This window comes from Pseudonocardia sp. P1 (assembly GCF_000178675.2).
Classification (GTDB): Bacteria; Actinomycetota; Actinomycetes; order Mycobacteriales; family Pseudonocardiaceae; genus Pseudonocardia.
Genome location: NZ_ADUJ02000001.1, coordinates 3165001 through 3182047, shown reverse-complemented (window position 1 = coordinate 3182047; position 17047 = coordinate 3165001). Strand labels below are relative to the sequence as shown.

Sequence of the window (17047 nt, the reverse complement as noted above, 5' to 3'; positions counted from 1 at the left end):
GGACGAGAATCTTCGACTGTCCGTTCAGGAGGCGCCGTGACCAGGCGCGATCGTCACTGTCGCCGGTGGGCCGGGCCATGCGGTGACAATGCACGGTCTGTGGAATACATCCGCTGGGTCGGTGTCGCCGACGCCGGACGTCGGAGGGGGCACAACGTCGGCGACACCGATGGACATGATTACCGAAACTGCGACCCGATGCAACTTCGACTCGAAGAACAGAGTGAGCGGAGTGAATGGAGCGTGTCCGGTCACTACGGTTGCGGGCATCCGATCCTGGTGTCTGGCCGGTCGCCCCGCGAGAACTCCGAACAATTCCGCCGCGTCGCCCATCCGGTTCTCCGTGCGTGGAGAGCGGCAACGGCTCACCGCCCGCGGTCGGCTGCACCATCAGGGGCCGGGTTCCGGCGTGCGGAACGGCCACGCGTGCCGCCCCGCGCACGCTTGACCTTCGACCCGGCTCGAAGGTCTACCGTCGCGCCGTGGTCCGCTACCGCATCTCGCAGCTCGCCGAACGGGTCGGCGTCCCGTCGACGACGTTGCGCTACTACGAGTCCCGGGGCCTGCTCCCCGCCCGGCGGACCCCCGGCGGCTACCGGAGCTACGACGAGCGCGACGTCGAGCGGGTCCGGTTCATCGTCACCGCCAAGGATCTCGGGCTCCCGCTCGACCGGATCCGCGACCTGCTCGGAGTCTGGCGGGACGGCATGTGCCGCGACGTCCGCAGCCGGCTCCTCCCGCTGGTCACGGGCCAGATCGACGCGGCCGACGACCGCGTCCGGGACCTCCGTGCGTTCCGCGGGCGGCTCGTCGCGGCCCGGGACCGGCTGCGCGCCCTGCCCGACCGCGACGCACCGTGCGACCCGGACTGCGCCTTCCTCACCGGTGGTGGCCCGGCCGCGGACGCGCCACCCCCGGTCGCCTGCGCGCTGGATCCCGCTGACCACGCCGCCCGGCTCGACCGCTGGCGGACGGTCCTGACCGGGACGGCGCCCCGGCGTCTCGGCGACGGGAGCGTCCGGACGGAGATCGACCACGACCGCACCGCCGGGATCGCCGCGCTGATCGCCGACGAGGTGCGGTGCTGCCCGTTCCTCACCTTCACCCTCACCGTCACCCACGACGGCGCCCGGCTCGACGCGTCCGCTCCTCCCGACGCCCGGCACCTGCTCGACGACCTGTTCACGGCCCCGACCGGAGTCCTCCCGTGCTGATCCTCAAGTCCGTGCTGCTGTTCCTGCTCGCCGCCCTGTTCGAGATCGGCGGCGCGTGGCTGGTCTGGCAGGGGGTCCGCGAGCATCGTGGCTGGATCTGGATCGGGGCGGGCGTGGTCGCGCTGGGGATCTACGGGTTCGTCGCGGCCCTGCAGCCGGACGCGAACTTCGGGCGGATCCTCGCGGCCTACGGCGGGGTGTTCGTGGCGGGGTCCCTGGCCTGGGGTGTCGTCGCCGACGGGTTCCGGCCGGACCGCTACGACGTCACCGGCGCGCTGATCTGCCTCGCCGGCGTCGCCGTGATCATGTATGCGCCGAGGTCCGGCGCGCTCTGAGGGTCAGGGCTCCCCGACGGCCGAGATCGAGTACCGGTGCACGTCGGCGGTGAGGATCCGCGCGGCGGTGCCGTCGTCCGTGCCGGAGCCGCGGAAGGCCAGCAGCTCGTCCTCGCCCGCCCAGCGCTCGTAGACGTTCACCCGCTGCGGGTCGAGCGGATCGGCGGTGATCGTGAAGTCGAGGCATCCGGCGGCACCGCGGGCGAGCGCGACGACCGTCGCGCAGTCGGCGACGTAGCGGTCGCGGTCCGCGGCGTCGACGAGCAGGTGTCCGGCGACGATGAGCATGTCCTGGTGACCGCGCCCGCCGGCCGTACTCATCGGTCGAGGGCGACCCCGCCCGCCACCGCGTGCAGGTCCCACCCCGCCAGCTGGACGCCCGGTGACCGCCACGCGTGCCGCACCGCGGCGGTGTGCGCGAACAGCGGTTCCGGCAGGTCGTCCGGATCGGCCCAGGTCCAGGCGTCGACGGCGTGCGGCTCGGTGACGGCGAGCTCGGCCCCGGCCGGGGCGGGCACGTGCACCGCGAACGTGACGCCGCTGCCGGCGGTCCGCACGCACACCGCGAACAGCGTGCCGGTCGTGGCCACCACCCCGGTCTCCTCGGCGAGCTCGCGCAGCGCGGTCCGCACCGGGGCCTCGGCGCCCTCGAGGTGCCCGCCGGGGAACGACCAGCTCGGCGTCTCGCCGGCGGTGACGCGATGGCCGATCGCGACCCGGCCGTCGTCGCGCCGGAGGACGACACCGACACCGGAGACCGGACGCGCGAGGTGATCCACGGGTGCACCCTCGCACCCGCGGCCGCCGGGTGCGCGCGAGTTCCCCCGGAGGGCCCGCGTCGGTCATCCTTCGGGCATGGACCTCGCCGCCGAGCGCGCCCGTGTGGCCGGCCGGATCGCGTCGCTGCGGCGGGAGATCGAGGCGCTGGCCGAGGAGCAGGCCTTCACCAGCCACGACGACGAGCACGATCCCGAGGGCGTCACGATCGCCGTCCAGCGGGCGCAGCTGCAGGGGCTGCTCGACGTGGCCGAGCGGGAGCACGCCGATCTCGGCAGGGCCGCGGAGCGGGTCGCGGACGGCAGCTACGGCGTCTGCGTGCTCTGCGGACGGCCGATCGGGACGGAACGCCTCGAGGCGCTGCCCGCAACGACGACCTGCATCACCTGCGCGTCCCGGCCGCGCCGCGGCCGTCAGCCGGGCCCCGGGCCCCGCTGATCCGGCGCGCCGCCCCCACCGGGCAGCTCCACGACCACCCGGGCACCACCGCCGGGCCGGTCCTCGATCCACACGCTGCCGTCGTGCCGCCGGACGTGCACGGCGACCAGCGACAGACCCAGCCCGGTGCCGCCGCCGTCGCCACGGCTCCCGGCGAGGGTCCCGCGGGAGAACCGCTCGAAGACCTCGGTCCGGCGCCCGGCCGGGACGCCGGGACCGTCGTCGTCGACCTCGATGCGGGCGCGGCCGTCGCGGGCCGAGACGCCCACCCGCAGCGCGCCGCCGCCGTGCGCGTCGGCGTTGTCGAGCAGGTTGCCGAGCACCTGGTCGAGCCGCCGCCGGTCGGCGTGGACGGTCACCGCGGCGGGGGCGTCGATCTCCGGCGGCGTGCCGCAGCCCCGGGCCGCCACCAGGCCACGGACGAGCTCCCCGAGCTCCCACGGCTCCCGCTCGAGATCGTCGCTGCGGGAGATCTCCAGCAGGTCCACCACCATCCGGCGGAACCGCTGGACGTCGCCGTCGAGCAGGTCCACGGCCTGCTGCGCCGTCGGCGGCAGCTCCGCACGCCGCCTGCGCAGCACCGCCACCGCGTTCACCAGCGTGGTCAGCGGCGACCGCAGCTCGTGGCTGACGTCGGCGGCGAACCGGGCGTCGCGCTGCACCCGGTGCTCCAGGTCGTCGGCGGTCCGGTTGAACGTGGCGACCAGCGGCGCGAGCTCGGCGTCGGCGCTGTCCGGGAGGCGGGCGGCCAGGTCGCCGCCGGCGACCCGTCCGGCGGCCCGGGTGAGCTCGGTGAGCGGCAGCAGCGCCCGCCGTCCGGCCCAGTGGCCGAGCGCGAGCCCGAGCACCGTGCTGACGGCGACCCCGGCGAACAGGACCAGCCCCAGGAACCGCAGGGTGCCGTCGGGCCGCTGGATCGGGAAGACCTCCACGAGGAGGTCCCCGCCGGGCATCGGATGGGCGACGACGAGTGCCGGCATCCCACCGACGACCAGCTGCTCGCGGGCCGGGACACCCGGCCGTGCCGCGTCGAGCAGCGAGCGGGGGAGCAGCTCCGGGTCGACCGCACGACCGCTGGTCGTCCAGCGGCCGTCGCGGCGCAGCGCCACGGTGGTGTCCGGCGTGCCGGCGAGGCCGGTGAGCAGCTCGCCCAGACCGTCCCCGTCGGGCCGGGTGGTGACGGCCTGCTCGACGAGCCGCAGGTTGACGTCGGCCTGCCGGACCGCGCCCTCGATCCGCTGCTCCTCCAGGTGGTAGGAGGCGAGGTTCCAGGTGACGGTGGCGAACAGCCCGGTCACGACCAGCGAGACCAGCGCGAACGCGACGCCGACGCGGTGGCGCAGCGGGAGGTGGCGCAGTGGCAGGCGGTCGAGCACGGACGGCATCCTGCCGTGCCGGGTCACGCCGGCCGGCCGGGCACCGGTTCCTCGGCCTGCCCGACCTTGTACCCGGCGCCCCGGACCGTCAGGACGACCGACGGCCGGTCCGGGTCGGTCTCGACCTTGCGCCGCAGCCGTCGCACGTGGACGTCGAGGAGCCGGGTGTCGCCGTGGTACTCGTAGCCCCACACCCGCGACAGCAGCTCGTCCCGGGTGACGATCCGCCCGGCGGCCGCGGCCAGCTCGGCGAGGAGCCGGAACTCGGTGCGGGTGAGGTGCACCGGCGCGCCCGCCCGCAGCACGACGCCCTCGTCGGGCCGCAGCTCGACGTCGCCGAGCACCAGCCGGCGCGGCGCGGCGGGTGCCGGGCGGCGCCGCCGCAGCAACGCCCGGATCCGGGCCGCGAGTTCGCCGGCGACCAGCGGTTTCGTCACGTAGTCGTCGGCACCCGCCTCGAGCCCGGTGATGACGTCCGCCGAGTCCGACCGTGCGGTCACCATGATGATCGGCAGGTCGCCGGCGTCGCGGAGTCGCCGGCAGACGGTGAACCCGTCGATGCCGGGCAGCATCAGGTCGAGGAGGACGAGGTCGATGCCCGGGTCGCCCGCGCGCTCGAGGGCCTCCTCGCCGGTGTGGACGGCGTCGACGTCGAAACCCTCGTCGTCCAGCGCCAGCCCGAGCGCGCGCCCGATGCGGACGTCGTCGTCCACCAGCAGGACCCGGGTCCGTGTCACGCCGCGTTCAGCCATGGTGGTCCCAGGGTGCCCTGCGGGCCGCGCCACCGCGGTGCGACCGTGGCGCCCGCCGGGCGATCGTCAGGAGATCGCAAGTACACGGGGTCGTCAGGGTGCGAGTGCGGCGCCGCAGCGCCAGCAGGTCCGTGGCGGGGCGCCGTCGTCACCGGGGGAGGGCATCGCCCCGCAGTCCGGGCACAGCCGGTCCAGCCAGCACACCGGGTCACCGACGTCGTCGGTGTCGCCGGTGCCCGGGGTTCCGGCGGGCGGTGTGTCGGGCACGCCGCCATCGGACCACCGGGGGCGGTGCGCCGTCCAGGACGGCCCTCCCCGCGTCTCACCGCCCGCCGCGCGCCACCAGGACCGAGTTGACGACGTCGGTCCACGGATGGACCTCCAGCAGGACGTCCAGGTCCGGGAGGTCCGCGGCCGTCACCTCCGGGTAGAGCAGGGTGCGCAGCCCGGCCGCGGTGCGCACCAGCAGCGTCGCCCCGGGCGCGGCCTCCGCCAGCCGGGTGGTCAACGCCCGCTTCTCCGGGGCGTCCGCCCCGACCAGCGCGCCGACGAGCACGACGTCGGCCTGCGCCAGCTCGGCGTCCAGACCGGGGTCCGGGACGGCCGCGGTCACGTCGGCGACCAGGGTGCGGGCGGGGATCCCCAGCGCCGTGGCGACGGCGTCACCCGCACGGGCCGCGTCGGCGTCACGGTCGACGTGCACCACCTCGGCGCCGTGCCGGGCGGCCAGCACCAGCCCGGTGAGCGGCAGGGGGCCCGAGCCCAGCACGACGGCCCGGCGCGGTGCGGGGACCCCGACCGCGTCGAGGGAAGCGAGCTCCAGCCGGACGAGATCGTGGTAGTTGCCCAGGTAGGGGAAGAGATCGAGTTCGGCGACCGGGTCGGCGGCTGCGGCGATCCGCGCCGCCCAGTGCTGTTCCATCCGGCCCTCACCGGTGGACGACAGCTCGCGCAGGCGGTCCGCGTGCGGCGCGATCTGCTCGAGGACGCGGGCGGTGTCGCCGGTGGGTGGATGACAACACAGCCCGACGAGCTCACCGAACGCCGCGTCGACCTCCGGGGCGGGGCGCAGGTCCGTCTGCTCCAGCTCGTCGCACAGCGCGACCAGTCGCGCGACCGTCAGCGTGACGTCGTCCCCGTCGTGGTGACGGCGGGGTCCGGGGAAGCCGGATGTGGTGATCGGACGGCTGCTCTGCGTGGTCACGATGATCCACCGTATCCAATGAAAACCGTTACGCATGTCGGTCGACCGGGTGGCGTAGAAAACAGAGCGTTTGCTCCACATTCTCGGTAGCGTGGCGGACGCCGGACGCGACCGAGGAGGAACGGCATGTGGGGATGGCTGGCGCTGGCGGTGCTCGCGGAGGTGACGGCCACCGTCTCGCTGCGCTTCTCGGAGGGCTTCAGCAGGCTGGTGCCGTCGCTGGTCACGGTGCTCGGCTACGGGACCGCGTTCTGGGCGCTGTCCCAGGCACTGACCCGGGGGATGCCGCTGGGGATCGCCTACGGCGTCTGGGCGGCCGTCGGCGTCGCACTCGTCGCACTGATCGGCGCGGCGTTCCTGGGGGAGTCCCTGACCTGGGTGCAGGTCGGTGGGATCGCGATGGTCATCGGCGGTGTGCTCGCGCTCGAGATGGGTGGGTCGTCCTCGCATGCCTGAGACGTCCGACGGGCGGCTCCGCAAGGGGGAGCGGCGCCGTCGCGCCCTCCTGGACGCGACGATGCGGCTCGTCGGGCGGTCCGGCACCGCCGCCGTGACCCAGCGGGCGGTCGCGACGGAGGCCGGGGTGCCGCCGAGCGCCGTCCTCTACTACTTCGACTCGGTCGACGGCCTGCTGATCGCGGCCCTCACCGACGTGAACGACCGCTGGGTGGCCCGCCTGGAGGCTCTCGGCTCGGTCGGTGAGCTGGTCGCACTGGTCGACGACTGTGCCCGCCAGGACCGGTTGCTGACCGTCGCCGAGTACGAGCTCCTCCTGCACGCCGCCCGCCGCGACGACCTGCGGGGCGAGCTGCACCGCTGGGACACGGCGCTCGCCGGAGCGGCCGCCCGCCTGCTCCCCGGCGACGACGGACGCCGGGCGCTCCTGGTCGCCGCGGTGAACGGGCTCTGCCTGGGCGCCGCGCTCGGCTCCCCGTACGACACCGGGCCGCTGACCCGGCTCGTGGCCGGCTGAGCGTCCGGGCCCGGTACCCCGGACGGGTGGGTTCCCGGACGGCCGCGCCCGACGGCCGGTCGGGGCCGGGACGCGCGCGGGATACCGTGGGCCGCATGAGCCCGGATCGCCACTCGGAGTCCGTGGAGAACTACCTGAAGACGATCTTCCTGCTGGCGGAGCGCTGGGAGGGGTCGGTGGGTGTCTCCGCACTGGCCGAGCGGCTGGGGGTGTCGTCGCCGTCGGCGTCGGGGATGGTGCGCAAGCTCGTCGAGGCGGGTCTGGTCGATCACGCCCGGTACGCGGGCATCACACTCACGCCGTCCGGACGGGAGTCCGCGCTGGCCGTCGTGCGCCGGCACCGGCTGATCGAGATGTTCCTGGTCACCGAGCTCGACCTGGCCTGGGACGAGGTGCACGAGGAGGCCGAGGCGCTCGAGCACGCGGTGTCCGACCGGCTGCTGGACCGGATCGACGACCGGCTCGGCCACCCGCGGTACGACCCGCACGGGGACCCGATCCCGGGCCGGGACGGCCGGATGCCCGAGGTCCGGGCGCGGCGGCTGCCCGAGCTGAAGTTCGGCGAGGGCGGCGAGCTGGTCCGGGTCGACGACACCGACCCGGAGGTGCTGCGCTACCTCGACGCCCACGACGTCCGGCTCGGCGACCGCGTCGACCTGCTCACCCGCAAGCCGTTCGACGGCCCGTTCGTGGTGCGGCTGCGCCGCGGCGACGCGGAGGACCGGACCGCGGCCGACGCCGAGGAGGAGTGGGGGCCGTCGCTGGCCCGTGCGCTCTGGGTCGGGGCGGACGAACCCGCCTGACGACCGCGGCGGGACCGGGAAGGCCGGCCCCGCCGCGGGGGTCAGCGCGGTCCGGTACCGCCGGGCGTCTCCGTCGCGGAGTCCGTCGTGCCGTCCGGTGCGGTGCCGTCGTCGGGTTCGAGCGCCTGTGACGTCGCGACGGTCGCGACCGCCGTCTCGGTGTGCAGCGGGCCGTCCGCGAACTCGGGTCCGCCGTCCGTCCCCGTGGTTCCGGGACCGGTCCGTTGCGTGCTGGTCCGCAGCGAGACCGCCGGCGACGGTTCGACCGGTATCGCGACCACGAACCGTTCGCTCCGCAGACCACGGGTGAGCCCGACCGCCATGAGGATCAGCACGATGCACAGCGGCAGGCCGGCCAGGATGGATGCGGTCTGGAGGGCGGACAACGCGTCCTCGCCGGCCGCGGCGCCCGCGCCCAGCAGGACCGCGGCGATGACGCCCTCCAGGACGGCCCAGAACAGCCGCTGCTGCCACGCCGGGTTCGGGTCGCCGCCGTTGGTGAGGATGTCGACCACGAGCGAGCCGGAGTCCGACGACGTGGCGAAGAACAGCACGACGACCACGATGGAGAGCACCGAGGCCATGGTCGCCAGCACCGCCGACACCGGCAGCTGCTGGAGCAGGGTGAACATCGACGTCTCGGGTGAGTCCGGTGCGCCGGCGAGCGGGTTCGCCGGATCCCCCTGGAGCAGGTCCAGTGCACTGTCACCGAAGATGCTCAGCCACACCATCGAGGCGCCGACCGGGGCGAACAGTGCACCACCGATGAAGGACCGGATCGTGCGTCCGTAGGAGATCCGGGCGAGGAACATGCCGACGAACGGCGACCAGGAGATCCACCAGCCCCAGTAGAACAGCGTCCAGCTCGACTGCCAGCTCTGCGCGTCGGCGTCACCGGGGAAGGTCTCGAAGCTGAGGCCGGGCAACTGCTGGATGTACGTCCCGACATTCGAGGCGGTCGAGTTCAGCAGGTCGCGGGTCGGGCCGAAGAAGAACACGAACAGCATCAGCGCCAGCGCGAGCCACAGGTTGATCAGCGACAGGTTCCGGATGCCCTTGTCGATGCCGAGCATCACCGACACCACCGCGACCGCGGTGATCAGCAGGATGAGGACCACCTGGAGCGTGGTCGTGTTCTCGATGCCGAACAGGGTCTCCAGGCCGGCGCCCACCTGCTGGCCCCCGATGCCCAGCGAGGTCGCGAGGCCGAACAGGGTGCCGAACACCGCGAGCACGTCGACCAGGTACCCGGGCCAGGAGTTGATCCGGTTCCCGATCAGCGGGTACAGCGCCGCGGCGGGACGCAGCGGCAGCCCCTTGCGGAAGGAGAAGTAGCCCAGCGAGAGCCCGAGGACGATGTAGATCGCCCAGGGGTGCAGGCCCCAGTGGTAGAAGGTGTAGAGCATCGCGTCCTGCGCGGCCTCGGGCGTCGCGCCCTCGCCCGTCGGCGGCGCGGTGAAGTGGGTGACCGGCTCCGCGACCGCGTAGAACACCAGCCCGATACCCATGCCCGCGGTGAACAGCATCGCGAACCAGGAGATCGTCTTGTACTCCGGCGTCGAGTCCGACGGCCCGAGCCGCACTCGTCCGTAGCGCGAGCACATCAGGACGATGACGAAGACGAGAAAGCCGCTCGCCGAGAAGATGTAGAGCCAGCCGAGGTTGCCGGTGACGAAGCCGTTGGCCGTGTCGGCCGCGGCCCCGAGCGTCGACGGGGAGAGGACCCCCCAGAGCACGAACGCGAGAGCCAGGACGGCCGAGGTGATGAAGACCGGTGGGCTCGTGTGCTCCTTGAGATATCGCGTGATCAATTCCGGACCTTCCGCTAGCCGTGAAACAGGTCGTACGGGACGAAACCCCCCGATGGGTCGATCGACGACTGTAAGGCCCGAGCGGAGCCGTGGCAGCCCGTGACGGGACGCCCCGCAGAGCGGGCCGAGCCGCGGGAACGGGTGTGGTGTCCGGTTGACCAGGAGAACCGCGACGAGGAGGCGCCGGCGTACGGCGGTGACACGATTCGGTCACGACGCCGTCGGGTGGCGACGGTCACCGGGCGGGACTAGCGTGCTCCTGACACGCTTTCCGCCCACGACGAGGGGGCCGTCGGTGCGCGACGACCGGCCTGAGCGCCCGCTCGACGACGACGAGAGACGGGTGCTGGAGCAGATCTCGGCGTCGACCCAGCGGGACGACCCCGGCCTCGCCCACCGGCTCGCCGGCGTCGAGGGCAACGAACACCCGCCCGTGCATCGCACCGGGACCCCGCTGCGCTGGTGGGTCGTCGGCGCGGTGATGGCGGTCGCGGTCGTGTTCGGACTGGTGGTGCTGGCGCTGCCGGCGGCGGTGGCCCCGGGCGTCGTCCTGGGTGTGCTGCTCGTCGTCGTGCCGGTGGGGTGCCTCGTCTGGGCGCGGCGGCACGGGGAGCTGTAGACACACCGCGGGCCCGGCCCCTGGGTGGGACCGGGCCCGGTACGGGTGTGCCGAGGGGTCAGCGGGCGGCGTCGGCCGCGCCGGACTCCGTCGCGTTGCCCGCGGTGTTCAGCGAGCCGTCGGAGTTCTCCAGGTGCGCCCGGACGAACCACTGATACTGCTCGAGCTGACCGGCCTGCGCGATCAGCATGTCCTGGGTGACCTGGTCGAGGGTCTCGAGCTTCTCGATCTGCGTGCGGTGGTCGGAGATCACTCCGCTGTAGACGAGGTCGAGCGCCCCGAGGTGGGCGATCGCGTCGTCCCGGCCGATCGAGTAGTCACCCCAGGTGCGCTCCCGCACCAGGGAACCCGGGGTGCCGTCCGGCGAGCCGCCCAGGGTGGCGATGCGCTCGGCGACGTCGTCGACGAAGCCGCGTACGGAGTCGACCTGCGGGTCGAGCATCTCGTGCACCGCGATGAAGTTCGGGCCGATGACGTTCCAGTGCACGTGCTTGAGCGTGAGCTGGAGGTCGTTGAGAGCGTGCAGGCGGTTCTGGAGCAGGCCGACGATCTGCTCGGCCTCGGCGCGCTCCAGTCCGGGAACCGTGTAACGGACGGTGGCCATGAAGGTGCTCCTCTCGGAAGGGTCGTGTCGTCGTTCAGGACGCCGCGGGACGGTCGTCGTCCCGTTCGACCGGCTGCTCACCGAGGTGGACGCCGTCCCCGTCGGGGCTCTCGTCCACGGGTGTGTCGCTCTGCTCGGTGGGGACCGGCCGACCCTCGGTGTGGGGCTCGTGCGGCGTCGTCATGACAGGGGCGTACCCGGCCCCGGACGGGTTCATGTCCGCACGGCCGGGCCGGATCGTGATAGTTGTGACGGCAACGTCCCGGAGGTGGACATGACGACCGACGACATCCCGCACGGCCTGCACCACGTGACCGCCATCGCCGGGGATCCGCAGCGGAACGCCGACTTCTACACCTCGGTGCTCGGCCTGCGCCTGGTCAAGCGCACCGTCAACTTCGACGCGCCGCAGGTCCACCACCTCTACTACGGCGACGGCGCCGGCCGCCCGTCCACGCTGCTCACCTTCTTCCCGTGGCCGGGCGTCCGGCCGGGGCGGCAGGGCGCGGGACTGACCACCTCGACCGCGTTCGGGATCCCACCCGAGTCGCTGGGCTGGTGGCGGACCCGGCTGGCGGGGCTGGGCGTCGACGCCGACGCCCCGGTCACCCGCGACGGCGAGGAGTCCCTGACCCTGCGCGACCCCGACGGTCTGGTCGTCGAGCTGGTCGCGGCGCCCGGCGACCACCGCTCGGGCTGGGACGGCTCCGGGAGCGTGCCCGCCGAGCACGCGGTCCGTGGCCTGCACGCCGTCACGCTCTCCGAGGAGCAGGCCGAGCCGACCCAGCGGATGCTGACCGAACTCGGCCTGAGTCACGCCGGCGACGACGGCGCCCGCTCCCGGTTCACCGCGCCCGGCCCGGCCGCGACGACCGTCGACGTCGTCGGCGGGGTGTCCGGTCAGGGACTGCAGGCCGGTGGCACGGTGCACCACATCGCGTTCCGGGTCGCCGACCGCGCCGCCCAGGAGCGGTGGCGGGCGGAGCTGGTCGAGCGCGGCCTCGACGTCACCGCCGTCCTCGACCGGCAGTACTTCACCTCGATCTACTTCCGGGAGCCGGGCGGGGTGCTCTTCGAGATCGCCACCGACGGGCCCGGTTTCGACGTCGACGAGCCGCTGCTCGAGCTCGGAAGGACGTTGAGGCTGCCGCCGTGGCTGGAGCCCGACCGCGCCACGATCGAGGCGAACCTTCCGCCGGTGACCGTCGGGGGCTGAGCCCGCCGGGCCGGATCAGGAGTCGAACTGCTCCTCGCGGACACCGGCCGTCCCGCCGGTGAGGTGATCGAGCGTCTTCGTGACCCGCAGCAGCCGCTCCAGCCCCGGGCCACGGTTGTCGAGGTGCATCGGCACCCCGGCCGACGCCGTGCGGCGACGGACCATGAGCAGCGAGGACAGACCGTAGGAGTCGCAGTACGCCAGGTCCGAGCAGTCCACCCGGAGCTCGCGCAGGTCAGCGGTGCGCAGCCGGTCGTCGACAGCGGACGTCAGCGCGTCGGCGCTGTCGTAGTCGAGATCGCCGGCGACGTGCACGGACGCGACCCCCGGCTGCGGGGTCGTCCAGGTCAGCGACAGCTCGCGCGGGGCGTTCACGTGGTCCCCCCGGTCCGGTGCAGGGGAGCATCGCCGGGAACCGGTCCCGGCGGGGCGCCGGGTCCCTCGGCGGCGGCACCGGCCGCGTCGATCGCGGCCCGCCCGGCGGACGCCGAGCGGAGCAGCTCCGCGGCCCGGACGAAGTCGCGCAGCTCGTCGGCGAGCAGGTCCAGCACCGGGACGAGCACGCCTGCCGGGACGGAGCGGGCGGAGAGCACTGCGGCAGTCCAGTCGAGGAACTCGGTGAACACCCGCGAGTCCCCGGTGTAGAGCGCGACGCCGAGGAAGTCGACGATGTGCCGGACGTCCTCGGCGGTGTGCATCCGCTGCGCCTCGTCGTAGCCCGACATCGACGGCACCCGCTCGGGCAGCCGGTCGACGACGGCCGCGACGAGCTGCGTGGTGTTCCTGCTGACCAGGGTGAACTCCTGGTCGGACAGATGGGGGAGGTCGTCCATCGGCTGCGCGTGCGGGTGTGCCGGGGCCGGCAGGCCCGCCGTCAGCGTGTCGGCGGCGGCCCGCGCGTCAGGAGCCCAGGCGTCCGCGCCGAGCTGCCGGGCGTGCCGTCCGTCCCGCCCGAACGCGGGCCCGCCGACGATCACCGGTACCCCGGCGGCCTGACAGGCCGAGATCGTCGCGTGCGCGGTGGGGAGCCGGGTCGCGATCGACGACGACAGGGCCACCGCGTCCGGACCGGTGCGGTGCAGGTGGGTGATCAGGTGCGGGGACGGGACCTGGGCCCCGAGATAGTCGACGGTGAACCCGCGCAGCCGGAGGACCTCGGCCAGCAGGCGGGCGGGGAGCGCGTGCCACTCACCGTCGACGCACGCGACGGTGATCCGCCCGCGCTCGCCGGAGCCACGCCCGCTCGTGAGCGCGATGGTGCCGATGACGCGATCGTTGATGGCGGTCGCGGCGTGTTCCTGGGCGACCGAGATCCGGTTCGCCGCCCATTCCTCGCCGACCCGGCCCTGCACGGCCCCGATGATCTCGAGCAGTACCGACTCGGCGTCGACGCCGTCACGCAGCGCGTCGACCACGACGTCGACGGCGGTGTACTCGTCGCCGCGGAGCACGGCGTCCCACAGGAGGTCGGCGTACCGGGCGACCTGTCCGGTGGTCTCGGGCCCGCCGGTCATGCGGTGTACCGGCCCCGGCCGTGCCCGCCGACGGCGGTCAGGTGGCTACCGCGCGGGGCGGTGATGGCGAGGAGCGCCATGTCGTCGTGGGTGTTGCGGCCGACCCACTCGGACGCGAGCATCTGGACCCGCTCCACGACGGCCTCGGCCGGCAGCCCCGTGCACTCGGCGGCGACCCGCTGCAGCCGGTCCTCGCCGAACTGGTCGCGGCCCAGCGGCCCGCCCTGCGCCTCGGTGATCCCGTCGGTGTAGAGCAGGCACGTCTCACCGGGGGCGAGGCGGGTCTCGTAGGTGGTGGCCTCGACCGTCGGGAGCGCGCCGACCAGGGTGCCGAGCGTGGCCGCCTCCTCGACCCGGCCGTCCGCCCGGATGATCAACGGCGGCGGGTGACCCGCACACGTCAGCCGCACGTCGACGTCCGAACCGCGGCGGGTCACCGACGCCAGGACGAGGGTCACGAAGCGGGCGTGGTCGTCGCTGAGCAGCGCGTCGTTGAGCAGGCGCAGCAGGCGGAGGTGGTCGCCCGACATGGGGCGCAGGGCGTGCACCGCGCTGCGGATCTTGCCGGTCAGCACGGCGGCCTCGAGCCCCTTGCCGCACACGTCGCCGAGCACGGCGAGGGTCTCGCCGGACTCCTCGGCCGCGGCGTGGACGTCGTAGAAGTCGCCGCCGACCCGCTCGTGGTCCTGCGAGGGCCGGTAGCCACCGGCGAAGTCGACGCCGGACACGTGCTGGAGCGTCGGCGGGAGCAGCTCCCGCATCAGCGTCTCGGTGATCGACGCCTGCTGCGCGAACATCCGGGCGGCCGACATCGCGAGGCCGGCGCGCGCGGCGAACTCGCGCGCGGTCGCCTCCTCACCCTCGCTGAAGGGCCCGGAACCGGCCCGGCGCAGCAGCACCAGCGCTCCGGCCGGGATCCCGTGCCCGGGCAGCGGTGTGACGACGATCGAGCCGACCTCGCCGAGACCGCCCGGGGCCACCCAGGCGGGCGCCGTGGCCGGGTCGATCCAGCGCGACGGCACCGGCGGGAAACCCCGCAGCGCCTCGGCGAGCCCGGGCACCTCGTCGGGGTCGAACCGCAGCAGCGCGCTGCGCGGCGTGCCGGTGTCGCCCGAGGTCGCGGACACGACCTGGAACTGCCCGCGGGTCGCCGGAGTGATCACCAGCGCCCCGTCGGCCAGCCGTCCGGCCGCGAGCTCGGCCGTGACCTCCATGCACCGCGAGAGGTTCAGCGATCCCAGCAGGGCGGCGGAGGCCTCGGAGAGGAACGCGGCACGGGCCTGCTCGAGCTGCAGCTCGTCGCGGATGGAGCGGACGTCGGTGACGTCGATCAGCCACCAGGTGACGGAGCCGTCGTCGTGCCGGACCGGCTGCGCCTCCACGGCGCGCCCCTCGATGACATCCGAGAACGCGGACGGCGTACCGGTCTGCTCGGACGTCGCGGCATGGGCCGTGGCGAGCCACGGCACCACGCGGTCGAGCGGCTCGCCCGTGCGGACCTGGGGAAGGACGCCGTACGCGGCGTCGTTCGCCTCCAGCACGATGCCGTCGGCGCCGACGGTCACGGCGGCGCAGGGGGCGTCCGCCCAGCGCGCGTCGACCGTGGTGGTCGGCTCGCCGACGGTCGGTCCCGTCTCGGTCACGTCGATTCCTGGCTCCCGTCCGGCCGGTCGTCGGCGCCCCGGGTCCCTCCCGGGACGGAATGGCCCACGGTACCGCGTACGCGGACGATCACCACTCAGCTCCCCGATCCGGTCCTCTCCTGCCAGGCGGCTCGGCGATCGGCCGGATCGCGGAGGGCGTCGACCTCGGTGAGGAGACGGCGCTCCCGCTCCGTGCCGCCGCCGGCGGCGACGGTCCGCTCGGTCTCGGCGAGCGAACGGGCGGCCTCGATCCCGGCCTCGTCGCGGGGCAGCAGCTGGTCCCGGTCGGCACCGTCCTCCGCGTCGACGTGGTGACGCTGCTCGGCGGCGTACGGGTTGTCGTCGGGCAGCCGGCCGCTGAACCGGCCGTAGGCGCCGAGGGACAGCAGGACCAGCCCGACGACGAGGCTGAACACGACGTTGGGCATCCGGAACGCCAGCGGGTTGAAGGACGTGCCGATCAGTACGACGTTCACGACGCCCGACAGCAGGAACAGGGCGCCGACGGTGACCGCCACGGTCGAGGCGAGCCGACCGCCACGGATCGCCGCCGCGATCAGGACGGTGCCGACGACCAGCGAGATCGTGGAGAGCAGGGTGTTGGTGCTCATCCCGAGCAGCGGGGGACCGTCGGTCGTGAGGACACCCAGGGTGTCCGCGAAGCCGAGCGATCCGAAGACCCAGAGCACCGTGCCCACCAGCGCGGAGCTGATCCGGTGCAGCAGGTCGAGCAGGCGCGGGTCGGACCCGGGTGAAGTCATGTCGTCCCTCCGTTCCGTGGCGCGGGGCGACCCAGGGGATACCCGCCCGGCCGTCGGCGCACACCGGGACGGCCGCGGGGCCGGTCCGGGGCCGTGCCTCAGCCGCGTCTCAGGTTCGGTGGGCACTCTGGGGACGACGTCCCGGGAAGGGGGAGCCATGACCTGGCTGGACGTGCTGGTCGTGATCGTGGTGCTGGCCGCTGCGGTGGGCGGGCTCCGCAGGGTGGACGGCGTCGCCAGGGCCGGCGGGCTGCTCGGGCTCGTGGTGGGGGCCGGGATCGGCGCCGCCTGGGGTTCCAACCTGGCGGGCTACGGCGACACCCCGGACTCGGCATGGCTGTGGGGACTGCTGGGGATCGGCGCCGGGCTGCTCCTGGGCTCGGTCGTCGGCGGGTTCCTCGGCGGGCTGGTCAGCCGGGTGCTCGCCAGGGCGAAGCTGACGTTCCTGGACCGCCTGGTCGGCGCCGTGACGGGTGGGGTCACCGCCCTGCTCGTGATGTGGCTGGTGTCCTGGGTCGTCCCGGCGATGGTGGGGCCGGCGGCGCTCACCCCGGTGACCTCGGTGGTCGAGGCGCTCGGCGGGGAGAGCCACGTGCTCGCCTCGGTGGGCGGCCTGTTCCCCGCGACGACGTCCGCGGCGCACGACGTCGTCGACGCCGCACGACCACCCGCCTGAGCATCCCCGCGTAGCCGGGGAAAGGGAGTGCTCCTCGTCCGATCGCGACGCGCATTCGCCCCCGACGCGCTGCAGGACCCGACGAGGAGCACTCGTCGGGTCAACGCGTCAGAAGCGGGACGGATACCCCCCTGATGCGGTGACAGGACACGGAACGGGACGACGCGGTGCGACGACAGGTGCACCGACCGCTCCCCACCGCGGCGGTGATCCCGCCCGACGTCGACGGAGGGCGCGGACGTTCGTGCAGGTGGTGCGGGATGACAGCCGCGCGGCAGCACATTGCTCTCACGGATCACCCGTCCCGGGTGTCCGCGAGTGCAGGAGCCGG

At 73.9% G+C, this 17047-nt stretch carries 22 protein-coding genes; 9 read left to right on the top strand and 13 right to left on the bottom strand.

Going from position 1 to position 17047, the window contains the following annotated elements; translation table 11 throughout:
• Positions 1-482 precede the first annotated feature (482 nt).
• Both PP1_RS14370 and PP1_RS14365 read left to right on the top strand, forming a co-directional pair.
• Positions 483-1214 carry a MerR family transcriptional regulator gene (locus PP1_RS14370; protein ID WP_010241791.1) on the top strand — a complete coding sequence of 244 codons (732 nt, stop codon included), beginning with the start codon at positions 483-485 and terminating at the stop codon, positions 1212-1214.
• Positions 1211-1549, top strand: coding sequence for a YnfA family protein (locus PP1_RS14365; RefSeq protein WP_212592131.1), 339 nt, complete (start codon positions 1211-1213; stop codon positions 1547-1549). The genes PP1_RS14370 and PP1_RS14365 overlap by 4 nt, the downstream gene beginning before the upstream one ends.
• Positions 1550-1552: 3 nt before the next feature.
• On the opposite strand, the gene PP1_RS14360 is transcribed toward PP1_RS14365, so the two are convergent.
• On the bottom strand, positions 1553-1870 hold the full coding sequence (locus PP1_RS14360; RefSeq protein ID WP_010241793.1) for a putative quinol monooxygenase: 318 nt from the start codon (positions 1868-1870) through the stop codon (positions 1553-1555).
• The gene (locus PP1_RS14355) at positions 1867-2328 is read right to left on the bottom strand and encodes an NUDIX domain-containing protein (RefSeq protein WP_010241796.1); all 462 of its coding nucleotides are present in this window, start codon (positions 2326-2328) and stop codon (positions 1867-1869) included. The genes PP1_RS14360 and PP1_RS14355 overlap by 4 nt, the downstream gene beginning before the upstream one ends.
• 76 nt (positions 2329-2404) lie before the next feature.
• Here PP1_RS14355 and PP1_RS14350 point away from each other — a divergent pair, with 76 nt between their 5' ends.
• Positions 2405-2764: a TraR/DksA family transcriptional regulator gene (locus tag PP1_RS14350; RefSeq protein WP_010241797.1), complete on the top strand. Its 360-nt coding sequence runs from the start codon at positions 2405-2407 to the stop codon at positions 2762-2764.
• Here PP1_RS14350 and PP1_RS14345 read toward each other — a convergent pair.
• The 4 genes from PP1_RS14345 to PP1_RS14330 form a co-directional block, all read right to left on the bottom strand.
• Positions 2740-4149: a sensor histidine kinase gene (locus tag PP1_RS14345; protein WP_033200578.1), complete on the bottom strand. Its 1410-nt coding sequence runs from the start codon at positions 4147-4149 to the stop codon at positions 2740-2742. The genes PP1_RS14350 and PP1_RS14345 overlap by 25 nt on opposite strands.
• A 14-nt stretch (positions 4150-4163) precedes the next feature.
• Positions 4164-4892: a response regulator transcription factor gene (locus PP1_RS14340; protein ID WP_010241799.1), complete on the bottom strand. Its 729-nt coding sequence runs from the start codon at positions 4890-4892 to the stop codon at positions 4164-4166.
• A gap of 93 nt (positions 4893-4985) precedes the next feature.
• On the bottom strand, positions 4986-5159 hold the full coding sequence (locus tag PP1_RS14335; RefSeq protein WP_010241800.1) for a hypothetical protein: 174 nt from the start codon (positions 5157-5159) through the stop codon (positions 4986-4988).
• 55 nt (positions 5160-5214) lie between these two features.
• Positions 5215-6096 carry a nicotianamine synthase family protein gene (locus PP1_RS14330; protein WP_010241801.1) on the bottom strand — a complete coding sequence of 294 codons (882 nt, stop codon included), beginning with the start codon at positions 6094-6096 and terminating at the stop codon, positions 5215-5217.
• A gap of 126 nt (positions 6097-6222) precedes the next feature.
• Between PP1_RS14330 and PP1_RS14325 the strand changes: the two genes are divergently transcribed.
• The 3 genes from PP1_RS14325 to PP1_RS14315 all read left to right on the top strand — a co-directional run bounded on the left by PP1_RS14325 (position 6223) and on the right by PP1_RS14315 (position 7872).
• Positions 6223-6552 (top strand): DMT family transporter, encoded by a 330-nt coding sequence (locus PP1_RS14325; RefSeq protein ID WP_010241802.1) that lies wholly within the window; start codon positions 6223-6225, stop codon positions 6550-6552.
• Positions 6545-7069: a TetR/AcrR family transcriptional regulator gene (locus tag PP1_RS14320; protein WP_010241803.1), complete on the top strand. Its 525-nt coding sequence runs from the start codon at positions 6545-6547 to the stop codon at positions 7067-7069. The genes PP1_RS14325 and PP1_RS14320 overlap by 8 nt, the downstream gene beginning before the upstream one ends.
• A 95-nt stretch (positions 7070-7164) precedes the next feature.
• Positions 7165-7872 (top strand): metal-dependent transcriptional regulator, encoded by a 708-nt coding sequence (locus PP1_RS14315; protein WP_029240003.1) that lies wholly within the window; start codon positions 7165-7167, stop codon positions 7870-7872.
• Positions 7873-7913: 41 nt separating this feature from the next.
• Here PP1_RS14315 and PP1_RS14310 read toward each other — a convergent pair whose 3' ends face one another.
• Positions 7914-9683 (bottom strand): BCCT family transporter, encoded by a 1770-nt coding sequence (locus tag PP1_RS14310; RefSeq protein ID WP_010241806.1) that lies wholly within the window; start codon positions 9681-9683, stop codon positions 7914-7916.
• 295 nt (positions 9684-9978) lie between these two features.
• On the opposite strand from PP1_RS14310, the gene PP1_RS14305 reads away from it, so the two are divergent.
• On the top strand, positions 9979-10302 hold the full coding sequence (locus PP1_RS14305) for a DUF3040 domain-containing protein (RefSeq protein WP_010241808.1): 324 nt from the start codon (positions 9979-9981) through the stop codon (positions 10300-10302).
• Between the two features lie 58 nt (positions 10303-10360).
• Here the strand turns inward: PP1_RS14305 and PP1_RS14300 are convergent, their stop codons facing one another.
• Together PP1_RS14300 and PP1_RS14295 are read right to left on the bottom strand one after the other, a co-directional pair.
• Complete coding sequence (locus PP1_RS14300) at positions 10361-10906, bottom strand: Dps family protein (RefSeq protein ID WP_010241811.1); 546 nt, start codon at positions 10904-10906, stop codon at positions 10361-10363.
• Between the two features lie 34 nt (positions 10907-10940).
• Positions 10941-11090, bottom strand: coding sequence for a hypothetical protein (locus PP1_RS14295; RefSeq protein WP_157179035.1), 150 nt, complete (start codon positions 11088-11090; stop codon positions 10941-10943).
• 90 nt (positions 11091-11180) lie between these two features.
• On the opposite strand from PP1_RS14295, the gene PP1_RS14290 reads away from it, so the two are divergent.
• Entirely contained in the window at positions 11181-12122 is a 942-nt protein-coding gene (locus tag PP1_RS14290) for a ring-cleaving dioxygenase (RefSeq protein WP_033200580.1), read from the top strand.
• A gap of 15 nt (positions 12123-12137) precedes the next feature.
• Here the strand turns inward: PP1_RS14290 and PP1_RS14285 are convergent, their stop codons facing one another.
• The 4 genes from PP1_RS14285 to PP1_RS14270 form a co-directional block, all read right to left on the bottom strand.
• Positions 12138-12497, bottom strand: coding sequence for an STAS domain-containing protein (locus PP1_RS14285; protein ID WP_010241816.1), 360 nt, complete (start codon positions 12495-12497; stop codon positions 12138-12140).
• A complete protein-coding gene (locus tag PP1_RS14280) occupies positions 12494-13636 on the bottom strand; it encodes a cobalamin B12-binding domain-containing protein (protein WP_010241818.1) in 1143 nt (380 codons plus the stop codon). Before PP1_RS14280 ends, PP1_RS14285 begins: the two co-directional genes overlap by 4 nt.
• Entirely contained in the window at positions 13633-15279 is a 1647-nt protein-coding gene (locus tag PP1_RS14275) for a PP2C family protein-serine/threonine phosphatase (RefSeq protein WP_010241819.1), read from the bottom strand. Before PP1_RS14275 ends, PP1_RS14280 begins: the two co-directional genes overlap by 4 nt.
• 95 nt (positions 15280-15374) lie before the next feature.
• Complete coding sequence (locus tag PP1_RS14270; protein WP_010241820.1) at positions 15375-16040, bottom strand: DUF4383 domain-containing protein; 666 nt, start codon at positions 16038-16040, stop codon at positions 15375-15377.
• Between the two features lie 157 nt (positions 16041-16197).
• On the opposite strand from PP1_RS14270, the gene PP1_RS14265 reads away from it, so the two are divergent.
• The gene (locus PP1_RS14265; protein WP_010241821.1) at positions 16198-16716 is read left to right on the top strand and encodes a CvpA family protein; all 519 of its coding nucleotides are present in this window, start codon (positions 16198-16200) and stop codon (positions 16714-16716) included.
• Positions 16717-17047: the final 331 nt, after the last annotated feature.